This window comes from Halalkalibacter krulwichiae (genome assembly GCF_002109385.1).
Lineage (GTDB): Bacteria > Bacillota > Bacilli > Bacillales > Bacillaceae_D > Halalkalibacter > Halalkalibacter krulwichiae.
In genome coordinates this window covers 2,826,487-2,838,734 of sequence record NZ_CP020814.1, presented here as the reverse complement: position 1 = coordinate 2,838,734, position 12,248 = coordinate 2,826,487, and the positions used below count along the sequence as shown (strand labels likewise).

The 12,248-nt window shown below is 36.9% G+C and carries 13 protein-coding genes and 1 pseudogene; 9 read left to right on the top strand and 5 right to left on the bottom strand.

Translation table 11 applies throughout. From position 1 onward, the window contains the following. Positions 1-55 precede the first annotated feature (55 nt). Together BkAM31D_RS14325 and BkAM31D_RS14320 are read right to left on the bottom strand one after the other, a co-directional pair. Complete coding sequence (locus BkAM31D_RS14325; protein ID WP_066150726.1) at positions 56-1,672, bottom strand: glycine betaine uptake BCCT transporter; 1,617 nt, start codon at positions 1,670-1,672, stop codon at positions 56-58. Between the two features lie 90 nt (positions 1,673-1,762). Then, positions 1,763-2,803, bottom strand: a complete 1,041-nt coding sequence (locus BkAM31D_RS14320) for an FUSC family protein (protein ID WP_066150723.1) — start codon at positions 2,801-2,803, stop codon at positions 1,763-1,765. A 108-nt stretch (positions 2,804-2,911) separates the two neighbouring features. Here BkAM31D_RS14320 and BkAM31D_RS14315 point away from each other — a divergent pair, with 108 nt between their 5' ends. The 4 genes from BkAM31D_RS14315 (at position 2,912) to BkAM31D_RS14300 (ending at position 5,806) form a co-directional block, all read left to right on the top strand. After that, complete coding sequence (locus BkAM31D_RS14315; protein WP_084371992.1) at positions 2,912-3,736, top strand: polysaccharide deacetylase family protein; 825 nt, start codon at positions 2,912-2,914, stop codon at positions 3,734-3,736. Between the two features lie 140 nt (positions 3,737-3,876). Next, positions 3,877-4,941, top strand: a complete 1,065-nt coding sequence (locus tag BkAM31D_RS14310) for a M23 family metallopeptidase (RefSeq protein WP_066150720.1) — start codon at positions 3,877-3,879, stop codon at positions 4,939-4,941. A gap of 106 nt (positions 4,942-5,047) precedes the next feature. Further along, the gene (locus tag BkAM31D_RS14305; RefSeq protein WP_066150717.1) at positions 5,048-5,491 is read left to right on the top strand and encodes a hypothetical protein; all 444 of its coding nucleotides are present in this window, start codon (positions 5,048-5,050) and stop codon (positions 5,489-5,491) included. 183 nt (positions 5,492-5,674) lie between these two features. Further along, positions 5,675-5,806 carry a GapA-binding peptide SR1P gene (locus BkAM31D_RS14300; protein WP_084371990.1) on the top strand — a complete coding sequence of 44 codons (132 nt, stop codon included), beginning with the start codon at positions 5,675-5,677 and terminating at the stop codon, positions 5,804-5,806. 102 nt (positions 5,807-5,908) lie between these two features. Here BkAM31D_RS14300 and BkAM31D_RS14295 read toward each other — a convergent pair whose 3' ends face one another. After that, positions 5,909-7,384, bottom strand: a complete 1,476-nt coding sequence (locus BkAM31D_RS14295) for an aminotransferase class I/II-fold pyridoxal phosphate-dependent enzyme (protein WP_066150714.1) — start codon at positions 7,382-7,384, stop codon at positions 5,909-5,911. 165 nt (positions 7,385-7,549) lie between these two features. Here BkAM31D_RS14295 and BkAM31D_RS14290 point away from each other — a divergent pair. Beyond that, positions 7,550-8,517: pseudogene (locus BkAM31D_RS14290) on the top strand (NAD(P)H-dependent flavin oxidoreductase). A gap of 2 nt (positions 8,518-8,519) precedes the next feature. Beyond that, positions 8,520-8,786, top strand: coding sequence for a UPF0223 family protein (locus BkAM31D_RS14285; RefSeq protein ID WP_066150708.1), 267 nt, complete (start codon positions 8,520-8,522; stop codon positions 8,784-8,786). A 166-nt stretch (positions 8,787-8,952) separates the two neighbouring features. Here the strand turns inward: BkAM31D_RS14285 and BkAM31D_RS14280 are convergent, their stop codons facing one another. Continuing rightward, complete coding sequence (locus BkAM31D_RS14280; RefSeq protein WP_066150705.1) at positions 8,953-9,582, bottom strand: YktB family protein; 630 nt, start codon at positions 9,580-9,582, stop codon at positions 8,953-8,955. A gap of 263 nt (positions 9,583-9,845) precedes the next feature. Here BkAM31D_RS14280 and BkAM31D_RS14275 point away from each other — a divergent pair, with 263 nt between their 5' ends. From BkAM31D_RS14275 to BkAM31D_RS14265, 3 genes are all read left to right on the top strand, one after another. Further along, positions 9,846-10,034 carry a YkzI domain-containing protein gene (locus BkAM31D_RS14275; RefSeq protein WP_066150702.1) on the top strand — a complete coding sequence of 63 codons (189 nt, stop codon included), beginning with the start codon at positions 9,846-9,848 and terminating at the stop codon, positions 10,032-10,034. A 191-nt stretch (positions 10,035-10,225) separates the two neighbouring features. Beyond that, complete coding sequence (locus BkAM31D_RS14270; protein WP_066150699.1) at positions 10,226-11,026, top strand: inositol monophosphatase family protein; 801 nt, start codon at positions 10,226-10,228, stop codon at positions 11,024-11,026. Positions 11,027-11,073: 47 nt separating this feature from the next. Beyond that, positions 11,074-11,916, top strand: coding sequence for an NAD(P)-dependent oxidoreductase (locus BkAM31D_RS14265; protein ID WP_257391572.1), 843 nt, complete (start codon positions 11,074-11,076; stop codon positions 11,914-11,916). 57 nt (positions 11,917-11,973) lie between these two features. Here the strand turns inward: BkAM31D_RS14265 and BkAM31D_RS14260 are convergent, their stop codons facing one another. Beyond that, positions 11,974-12,159, bottom strand: coding sequence for a DUF5325 family protein (locus BkAM31D_RS14260; RefSeq protein ID WP_066150692.1), 186 nt, complete (start codon positions 12,157-12,159; stop codon positions 11,974-11,976). Positions 12,160-12,248: the final 89 nt, after the last annotated feature.

The following is a 12,248-nucleotide window of genomic DNA, read 5'->3' as shown; positions in this document are numbered from 1 at the left end:
GCTGACTCAAATATTTATTTGAGTCAGACTGAAGAGGTTATAAGTATGCAATTTTTTATTTTTTCTTTTTAAACTCTGCTTTTTCTTTTTTTAAAGCTTGTTTTTCTTCCTTTAATCGTTCTCTTTCTTTCTTTAGTTCATAACGTTCAATCATGATGCGCTCTTTTTCAGAGGCTAGTGTAGGTTTTTCTGCTTTTAATGATTTCATTAAAGAAATAACCATCATGATCATAATTACCGTGAAAGGAAGTGCTGCTATAATCGCAGCGGTTTGAAGTGCTCCTAATCCCTTATCCGAGGATAAGAGCACAGCAGCTGTAGCGGAGATGATAATCCCCCAAATAAATTTAACTGAATTAGGAGGGTTCAATAATCCATTTGTTGTTTGCATTCCTAGCACAACCGTTGCTGAATCGGCTGAGGTAATAAAAAAGGAAGAAATTAAGAAAACAGCTATAATAGAAAGCAATAGACCTAAAGGGAATTGTTCAAGGACCGCAAATAGGGCTACTTCCATTCCACCGTCTGTCATAATATCCATGATATCCGCAGTGCCTTCACGTTGCATTTGGATACCAGTTCCTCCAAATACGGCGAACCATAATGCACCAAAGACAGAAGGGACCGCGAGAACACCAACAACAAACTCTCTGATAGTTCTACCTTTTGAAACACGAGCAATAAACGTACCGACAAATGGAGCCCAAGAGATCCACCAAGCCCAATAGAAGATCGTCCAACCTTCTACCCAGGTCGTTTCAGGATTATACACATCTAATCTGAAACTCATTCCTGCTAAATTTTGTAAATAACTACCTACTCCTTGAGTGAAAACACCCATAATGTAACTAGTTGGACCAACGAATAATACAAATAACATTAATGTAATAGCTAAATATACATTTGTTTTACTTAAGATTCTTATTCCTTTGTTCAAACCGGTTTGAGCAGAGACCATAAATAAAACCGTCACGACCAAGATGACTAATAATTGTAAGAGAACTTGATTCATTGTTTGTAAACCAGGAATCAGATAGGATAAACCTGCGGCAATTTGTGCTGCACCAAACCCTAATGAAGTGGCAACTCCAAAGATGGTCGCGAAAACAACCAACACATTAATAGCAGTTCCTGCACTACCATTAGCTCGTTCTCCGAGTAGTGGTTGTAAAGCGGCACTCATTACTCCGGGTGAATCTTTTCTAAACTTAAAATAGGCTAAGGCTAGTGCAACAACAGAGTAGATAGCCCATGGATGTAATCCCCAATGGAAAAAGGCATAACGCATAGCCTCCCCTGCGGCTTGGTTAGAACCTGGTTCTGCAGTTGGAGGGTCAAAGAAGTGGTACAGTGGTTCTGCCACACCCCAAAAAACAAGGCCAATTCCCATACCAGCAGTAAATAAAAAAGCAAACCATGTTATGTAATTATATTCTGGCTTATCTTCAGGCTTACCTAATTTAATTTTTCCATAAGGGCTAAAAATAAGATAAAGGCAAAAAATTAAAAAACCTGTAGCTGCTAATAAATAAAACCAACCAAGTTCATTTGTTATAAAACCTTGAATTGAACTCGTTATAGCTTCTAGATTATTAGGTGCAATGATTCCCCATAAAATAAAGACTATTGCAATAGCTACAGAAATTGTAAAAACAGGTGTAATTTTTTTCATAATCAACTACCTTTCTCGTCTTAAACACAAGTTCTACCGTAACATATTTCGCTAATTCTTCGCAAATAATTTACCCTTTATTGGTTAGTTTCAATCATAGGACAATTGTTTTTTAAATATGTAGGTAGGATAATTCATTTCCTCCATAGAAAATCTACGTTCATCTGCTGTTATTTGTGAAAGTTCAATTGTGACATCATGAAGGGAAAGGAGTTCATAACAAATTTGAGCACTAAAAGTATCGTCTTTTTTCTGGTGCTTTCCTATTTTCTTCAATCCTTCAATGTGAATATAATGGTCGGTTGTTACTTGGTGGAACCGATCCTTATAAATAGTACAAAATGATTCGATTGCACATAAAATCATTTTTTCATCAGATTTGGATAAGGTCTGATTTAAACGTAGATGACAGATCTTCCCGATGTGAAATAGGATGAGATGTAGATAATTTAATTTTTTTTGTAAATAATCAAAAGACCGCCGCTCAAATTCACTTGAACGTCTGTACCGCCATTCGTCATGTTGAAATTGAGTTAATTGATATGCTTTTGTTAATTCTTCATGCAAATGACGATAATACTTAGTTTTATCGGTTGGATCATCCTGAAAATGAGATTGGATAATGGCTCGGAAATTTATGGCTGTTTCTATAAAGAGTTCGTCAACCTTCTTAACAAGAATGGGGCCGAATTTAGGTGGTAAAATAAAAAAATTAACAAAAGTGGAAACGAGAATTCCGATTGAAGTTCCCGAAATTCGCGTACTAAAATCAAAGATAGCATGATCGGTTGTTCCTGGAATCATTGCAACTGCAGTTAACGTTGCTACAAGTGTTCCTTTATCTAATTTTAATTTTGAACAGACGATTATTGTTAACATCGCAACAAGAGCATAAGTGATAGCGTTTTGTCCAAAGATAAATTCAACTGCTATGGCAAAGCTTGCTCCTAATGCGGCTGCTGGTAGGCGAATCATCCCTTTCTTAAGGGAGTCTGCTGCTGTAGGCTCTGTAGTGACGATGGCTGTAATCACTGCAAATGTTGGGGGAAGGTCAATAATTCGGCATATAATCACTGTAATGAATACAGCCAGTCCCGTCTTAATGACTCGTCTGCCAATCCAATTTCTCATAAGTATACTCCTTATAAATCCGGTTCAAGTTTCAATTAATAGTATTGGATAAATTAAAAATCTCTATACACAATCTCCCATGTATAAGTGGAGAGAAAGGATGGTAATATGAAACGGAAAATAGGTATTATTTTATTATTCTTACTTTTTGGATGCCAATCAGAAGAAGTTCAACTAAGTGAGGATGACAAGTTTTCTCAAGAGAATTCGGTTGTAATCGAAGAACTAAATGAGCCTTCTAAACCATTTGAAGAGGAAGTCGAAGAGAAGAAGGAAAAGGAGACGGAAAATGTTGTAGATAGTAAGGAGGAATATGAAATTGACCCAAATAGTTGGAGGGTTGTTTCAAAGCAAGAATCAGATAAACAGATTGTCTTATTAACGATTGATGATGCCCCTGAACATTATAGTGTTGAAATGGCTGAACAATTGAAGGAGCTCGATGCTGGGGCAATCTTTTTTGTGAATGGTCATTTTATCCAAACAGAAGAAGGCAGAGACCGGCTCGAACGTATTTATGAGTTAGGATTTGAAATAGGTAATCACACAATGAATCACCCCAATATGGGACAGCTTTCAGCAGAAGAACAAGAAAAAGAAATTGTAGAGTTAAACGATTTAATTGAAGAAGTAATTGGCATACGACCTAGATTTTATAGAGCGCCGTTTGGAGTTAATACTATACACTCTGATAAAATAATTGAAAAAGAAGACATGATTAAAATGAATTGGACATATGGATACGACTGGGAACCAGAATATCAAGATGCGGATGAATTAGCTAATATAATGGTTCACACACCTTTGCTTTCTGATGGAGCAAACTTATTAATGCACGATCGTAAATGGACAAATGAGGCAATACAACAGATCGTAAATGGTCTAAGGGAAAAAGGTTTCGTCATTATTGATCCAGGTCACATTGTTAAATAGGGGTCTCAAAAGAAGAATGACTGTTTAAGCATAGTTAAGCTTAGATGTCATTCTTTTTGTATTTTCTGAATCTTTATGTATTGATTCCTTAAAAGTTGTTAATAAAAGTAAGAGCTATTAAACAACAAAAGGATGATTAGATGAAAGTAAAGAAAATGGTACTTATTGGATTGTTAATTTTTATTTCTAGTTGCCAAAGTCAAATAAAAGAAGATGAATCAATCCAGAGTTTGGCAGAACAATCAGATTTACAAAAAACGATAGTACTTCATGAATTGAATGGAGAGCAGAAGTTTATATTAGTCGATGATTTAGTGGAAAAATTGAATGGTGATTATAAGTATGATCAGATTCATCGTACCCTAGAGTTACAGATAAATGAAGATAACTTTTATTTAGTTGATGGTGTTCCTGTCCTTGAAAAAAATGGAGAGTACATCGCGTCAGATGAAATACATTTGAAAATTACAAATGAGAAGCTATTTTTACCAACTCAGTTTGTAGAAGTTGGGATTGGAGCTACTACTACGATTGTAGATGATCTTCTTCACTTTCAATGGTATGGCCAAACACAGCAAGTCTTTAATGAGGAAGTGAATGCTATTCAACTTGAGGACTTGAATGTAGAGCAACTTATTGATCATTTGTCGTTTCTCGAAAAACCGATAAAAGGTGCGGAGGTGAGTAAAATACCTGGCCATTTACCTGGAGCACCTAGGCCGTACCGAAATGGTTATCATGAAGGGATTGATTGGTATGATTATGCTTCAGGTGGAGGGATCTCTACAGATACACCGGTATATGCAATGGGTGAAGGGGTTGTTGTTCGTGCAGATCATAACTTTGTTGAGTACCATTCAGCTGAAGAGAGAGAGAAAGATTTATCCTATGCGGCAGAAATAGGAGAAACACCAGAGTATATATTTGACAAACTAAGAGGTAGACAAGTGTGGGTTCAATATGAAGGTGGTGTCATGAATCGTTTCGCGCACTTACATGATATACCTGCAGATATACAAGTAGGTACAAAAGTAAATGGAGCTACGATTATTGGTTATGTGGGGAATTCTGGTACAAGCGATAGTGTTGACCAAAACTATGAAGCCGGCCTGCATCTTCATCAAGATCTTTTCATTTACGGTGAATTATTTTGGACGTATTTAGACGAAGGTGAAGTCATTGAAGTACTTGAGCAAATATGGTAGTCAATATGTCACTCGACATAAATTGATATAACGATACACCTTTCGACTGAGTCGTTTGTGATAAGCTAGAGATATAGATGAACTAGCTTGTGATGGGGTCTCTTCGATGGATAAGTCAAAATTTCTTGATGAGCTGCGACTAGAGCTTGGACTAGTACGTGATCATGTGAAAACGTTACCTAGCTTTTATTTTGGGGTTACTCGTGAGATTGCTAAAAGAATGAAAAAAAATTCATCAATTTCTATATATGAGACAACTGAGCAGTCTTTTGTAATGAAGGCTTGTGCCGGTCCTAGTTACCTCGATCGGTCGATACCTTTTGGTGCCGGTATTCTAAGTTCTGTTGCTATTAAAGGAAAACTAGTTGTATTGGATGAAAAGGCAATGCAAAAGATATTCATGCCGTTTTATCAAAATCACCATTTGTTAGGGATTATCGTTGGTCATATACCAAAAGAAAATTATCTGCTAACAGAAGATGATCTTGTTTTTGTTAAAGAGGTAGGCAGATTTATTGAGGTTCAACACGAAATTTTCAATTCAAGATAACGATAAGGGATAATTCTTAATCGTATGACTCATTTATGCATACAAGATAAGAATTGTCCTATTTTTTTAGGGGAAAAGTTTAATGTGCCATACAAATTGTTATTGACTTCATAAATAGTATGTATTATTATAAAAACAAGGAAAGATAAACCGCTTACAAAGCATGAAGGAGATGACTATAAAATGGGAATTATTGTTTGTCAATCGTGTAACAAAGCTATCGATGTGTTTGAAGGTGAAAAAGTCACGACTCTTTATGCTAAAGGAAACTGTGATAACTGCAACACAAACTCTAAATCTAAAGATAATAAATAAATCTAATAAAAAAAGCTACCTAGACTAGGTAGCTCTGAAAGGACTCTAAATGAGTCCTTCTTTTTGTATTGGGCAATGACTTTACAAAAAGAAGTTTGACTATTATTTAATTGCTCTATGTTCTTTAATTACCCTTAAAGTTTGGAAAGATGCATCTTCTGGGCCTTGTACTGGTAACCCGCTCTTTAAGTTCTCCTCAATATAAGCTAGATTATCTACTGTTACGATCTCTCCGGGAATCAATATTGGGATACCAGGAGGGTAGACCATGATAAATTCTGCGATAATTCTCCCGGCTGACTTGCTAAACGGGATAACTTCGGTTTCCGCATAGAAAGCATCACGTGGTGATAAAGCGAGCATTGGGATATCAGGAACATTAACAGAAGAGATTTCATGTTTCTTTACATTTGCTGATTGTTCTTTTGCTAAATGACTCAGTGCTGTTACCAATGCGTCCATCTTTTCTTGTGTGTCACCTAAGGTGACAATACATAGGATGTTGTATAGGTCGGACATTTCCACTTCAATTAAGTAATGGTTCCTTAGCCACATTTCCACTTCATGCCCATTCATCCCTAAGTCTTTTACTGTAATAATCAGTTTGGTTGGATCCATATCAAAGGTTGCTTTTGTCCCTAAGATTTCCTTTCCGACACACGAAAGTCCTTCGATTTGATTAATTTGATATCTTGTTGTTTCAGCAAGATCAATCACATTTGATAGTAGGAATGTACCTTTAGTTGCTAATTGTTTCCTAGCTACATCTAACGAAGAAAGTAATAAATAAGATGTTGAAGTTGTAGTCAACATACTAATAATTGATTGAACTCGTTTAGGCGAAACAAGCCCTTCTTTCACATTCAATATCGAGCTTTGAGTCATTGAACCGCCTAATTTATGAACACTAGTTGCAGCCATGTCAGCACCTGCTTGCATAGCTGAAAGTGGGAGTTGGTCATGAAAATGAATGTGAACTCCGTGTGCCTCGTCAACCAGTACAGGAACATCGTAAGAATGAGCAATCTCTACAATCTTTTTCAAGTTACCAGAGATACCGAAATAGGTTGGATTAATGACAAGAAGTCCCTTAGCATCAGGATGTGCAGAAAGGGCTTTTTCTACTGAATCTGTTGTAATTCCGTGAGAAATTCCTAAGTTAGGGTCAATTTCAGGATGAATAAAAATGGGAGTCGCTCCTGAAAAAATAATAGCTGACATAATTGATTTATGAACATTTCGAGGTACGATAATTTTATCGCCGGGTCCACATACGGACATAATCATTGTCATAATTGCTCCACTTGTGCCTTGTACGGAAAAAAAGGTATGGTCAGCTCCAAAAGCTTCAGCAGCTAATTCTTGAGCTTCTTTTATTATTCCGTGTGGGTGGTGTAGGTCATCTAAAGGTTCGATATTTATCAAATCAATTGAGAGCGCATTTTCTCCAATGAAATTTTTAAAATCAGGGTCCATGCCTTTGCCTTGTTTATGACCTGGAATATGAAATTGAATAGGTTGTTTTTCGGCGTGATTACGAACACCGGTGAACAACGGAGTAAGATGTTGTCGTGACAACAGGTTCACCTCATTTTTCGATAATAATGCAAAAAGTATAAAACAAAATTGAGTATATCAAAAATGAGGCTGAAAGCAAAGATTTAGTACAATTCAATTCACTTTTAAATCGACAAACTTTATCATCATGATGTGGTACGCTTTTATAGAAAAGGAGGAGATCATTTGGAAACGAGACTTACAAAGTTACTCGGTATAAAATATCCTATCATTCAAGGTGGACTGGCTTACTTAGCATATTCGGAATTGGCAGCAGCTGTTTCAGAGGCGGGAGGTCTTGGGCAAATTACGGCGATGTCTCTTTCCTCAGCAGAAGAACTAAAGCGTGAGATTAATCGGGTGAAAGCTCGCACAACTAACCCGTTTGGAGTCAACTTTGCCATTGGACAACATGGAAGAAGTTATGAAGAAATGTTAGAGGTTGCTATACGTGAAGAAGTACCAGTTATTTCTATGACAGGGGCAATCCTGCTCCTATTTTAAAAAGATTAGAAACTACTGCTATTAAAAAATTAGTGTTAGTTGCAGCGAAAAGACAAGCAATAAAAGCTGAGAAATTAGGTGCAGATGCTGTAATGGTCGTCGGTCAAGAAGGAGGAGGACACTTGGGGAGAGCTGACATCGGTACAATGGTTTTGGTCCCACAAGTTGTTGACTCAGTTTCAATTCCTGTTATTGCTTCTGGAGGTATTGGTGATGGCAGAGGGTTAATGGCTGCCTTCGCACTTGGGGCAGAAGGAGTTGAGATGGGAACAAGATTTATAGTCACGAAAGAATGTGTCCATGCTCATCCAATTTACAAAGAGCAAATTATTAAGGCGGAGGAAGAAGATACTACGGTTATAAAGCGAACACTAGGTTCGCCAGCAAGGGCTTTAACAAATAAATGGACAGAGGAAATCTTGAAAATCGAACAGACAAGTCCAACATATGAAGCATTAAAGCAATACATTAGTGGTGAAGCAAATAAAAAATATATTTATAATGGAAAAGCTGATGAAGGTTTTGGTTGGGCAGGACAAATAGTAGGTAGAATTCAAGAAGAGTTGTCAGTAGAAGAATTAATAAATAAAATAGTGAAGGAAGCTAAACAAATCCAACTTAAATGGAGTAGTAAGGAAGGAGATATGTAGTAATGGAGTCAAAGATGCCGATATCGCTTGATTGGTCAACACAAGAAGTCGTAGACGTTATTCAATTTTTCGAACTAGTGGAACAAGCCTATAAAACAGGCGTTGAAAGAGAAAAGCTACTCGGTCATTATCGCCGATTTAAAGAAATTGTCCCAAGTAAAAGTGAAGAAAAACAAGTTTGTAAACAATATGACGAAGAACTCAACATCTCAACCTACCAAGTCATCAAAAAAGCCCGAGAAGAAAAAACACCAAAAATCAAAATGTGAAAAAACCCCAAAGAAGCCTGCGCAGCGTTTAGGCTTCTTTGGGGTTTGAAAAGCCTGCGCAGCGTTTAGGCTTCTTTGGGGTTTGAAAAGCCTGCGCAGCGTTTAGGCTTCTTTGGGGTTTGAAAGCCTGCGCAGCGTTTAGGCTTCTTTGGAGTTGATAAAAGAATCAAGAGTGCTGCATCGCTTTCTTGTAAATAGGTAACAATTGTTCATACGTTTCTTTTGTGAAATTTGCTAACGCTTGTCCGTCATTTACAATTGGGTTGTCTGGTTGTAAATGACGACCAACTAAGAATTCAGCTTTCTTAACATCACGTAATCGAGTTAGGTCTGCAATTAAAGCATCTTGATCTTTTGCTTCCAATGAAGTTGCTTCTTTTTTCATATGATCAAGAGAAACAACATAATTAGATGGTAAATTAGTAAGCAGATCTAAATCATTTAATAACGCATTTGCAATAGATGATTTATTTGGAGCTTCATATATTAAAGCAAACCAAATAAATAAATGATCATCAAATAAACCTAATTGGAAATGTGGATGCTTTTTATAACCGCGCTTATCATGACAAATAGCCATCCAGGTGTCTTTCGGGGGATTAACTTTTCGTCTTGCATGTTTGGCAATGTGAAGGTACATTTCATTACCGAGAAGAATGGAAAGGTCACTTACTAAGCGCTCCCCGATGTCTTTAAATGTGGGTTGTATCTTTGTTTGAATTGCTTCCATTCTATTCTCTAAACCTTCAATTTTAAAAACGTCAAAATCAGACTGACTGAATCCATTCAAACTCATGTTTCTAACCTCTCTTTTTCATTTATAGTCCTATTTTATCATAACCAATAATGAAACTCGAATGTGGAGCTTATAAATAAAGCTCGAAAAAAGCGTGTGAAATACGTTCATACCAGGGATAGAGATTTATATAAAATTGTTTTTTATTTACATTTTATTTCGTCGTCATCTGTGCTATAATAAAATTAGTTGAAATAACTGAAAATTTAGTTTAATACCGGTTGGTTAGTAGTTCATGATCACGCAAAGGGGAGTGAAGCTTTATGGAACAAGTCATGCAAACATTTACTCGTAAGGATGGAGAGATGAGAATTCCTGTACTACGCTTAGAGATTGACTATGAGCTCGCCACTCTACATGACGCTATGCTTGATGAGGATTTAGTCATAATCAAAAAAACAAAGCAGCGTCTTGAAATGCTTCGACAAGAACTGATCCAATTAGAAGTATAAGCTTTTTTAAAGTGACCTTGGGTATATCAATCTGAAAGGTTAGAAGACAAGTGATAGAACTAAGTCTTCTTACATAGATTGATTATCAAGGTCTCCTTTTTGTTCATTAGGCATAATAGATATTTTTCTATTTGGAAAATCTATGTCATAATGGAAATGGAAGTGAAAGATCCAAATAGGAGGTCATGCGAATGTCGGTGGACTGGTTAGAAATAGAAAAAAAGGCAAAAGCGTGGACATACGAAGCGGCTAGCCTCGTGAAAAAATCATTAGCAAACCCTATACATATTGAATCCAAGTCTAATCCGAATGATTTAGTTACGGAAGTTGACAAAGCAATTGAATCTTTCTTTTACCATAAAATACAAGGCGAGTTTCCGGAACATTTCTTTTTAGGCGAGGAAGGAACAGCGGAAGATTTAGATTCATTAAATGGGACCGTCTGGATTATAGATCCAATCGATGGGACGATGAATTTTGTTCATCAGAAATACAATTTTGCTATTTCAGTTGGAGTTTATCATGAAGGCAAGGGCATGATAGGTCTGGTTTATGATGTAATGAATGATGAATTGTTTCATGCTATAAGGGGACACGGAGCATATATTAACAATGAAGAATTAGTACCCGTTAAAGAGCGGCCGTTAAATGAATCAATTATTGGCTTAAATGCTAAGTGGTTAGTAGAAGAAAAGAATCCTTATAAGAATCCTTTAAAGGCTCTTGTTCGTGATGTAAGAAGTATACGCTCATACGGTTCAGCAGCATTAGAAATTGCATATGTAGCAGCAGACCGTTTAGATGGATATATTAGCGTTCGACTATCCCCGTGGGATTATGCGGCGGGCATTGTGTTATTAGAAGAAGTCGGATGTAAGGCTTCAACCTTCCATGGCGAATCCTTAGATTTTCTTACACCAAGCTCGGTGATTGTCGGAAAGCCGCAATTACATAAAGAGATGGTATCAACTTATGTTGGAGAGGAGTTGTAATTTGTGATTAAAGTCGGTTTTATTGGTTTGGGACAATGGGATTACCCATGGCGAAGCATCTCATTGATCAAGGCTTTGATACATATGTCGTTAGCCGCAGTAGAGGTCCAATAGAGAAAGCGATCTCATATGGTGCAACGGAAGCGCAAACTCCGAAAGAATTAATGCAGTTAGTTGATGTAGTGATGACTTGTCTGCCCCTTCCACAAACAATTACTGATGTATATGAAGGTGATAGAGGACTTATTGCGGGTGCTTCTAGTGGGAAGTTGGTTATCGATCACTCTACAGTAAATCGGGAAACAAATCAACGTGTCAAAGAGTTGTTAAGTGAAAAAGGTACGCTTTTTTTAGATGCGCCGGTTAGCGGAGGACCAATGGGGGCGAAAGCAGGAACGTTAACAATCATGTGTGGTGGAGAAAAAGAAGCTTATGAAAAAGCATTGCCTATTATGAATGCGTATGGCGAATACATCGTACATGTTGGTCCTACAGGAAGTGGTACCGTCGTAAAACTGTTAAATAATATGTTGATTGGTGTGCACCAAGCGGCATTAGCTGAGTGTTATATTATGGCTAAAAAAGCAGGTGTTGACCCAGCTATAGCTTATGATTTAATTAAAAGAAGTGCGGGTTTTTCAAAGAGTATGGATTGGTCAGTAGATGCAATTCTTGATCGCTCTTTTGAAGCTCGTTTCTCAATCGACTTATTACATAAAGATATTGGTCTTGCCCTCGATCTTGCGGAACAGATTGACATGCCTTTAGATATTATTAAGTTGGGAGAAAGAAAAGTGGCTGAAGCGAAGGAAAAATACGGACGTGAAGACGTAAGTGCTATTGTGAAACCACTTGAAGAAAAGACAGGTATTACATTAACTAGAAGGTAAATTTATTAGGTTATACTAAAGAAGGAAGTTGAGTCTGATGCTCAACTTCCTTCTTTGTTATAGTTCGTTTGATTCTCTTACCTTTTTTCGAAGGGTGAAGCCTAATCCTGTAGCAATAATTACACCTGCAATCGATAAGAAGGCAATTAGAATGCTTCTTTCTGCGATAGCTACTCCGATACTCATAATACATATGACACTAATGATGGCTAGTAATAAAAACAGTAAATTTTCTTTTTTCATCTATGAGGCCCCTACGCGACATTCATTTTCTAATTGTAACGTGAAATAGGAAAAAGAAAAAGACTAACAATGTGACAATATAGGTAAAC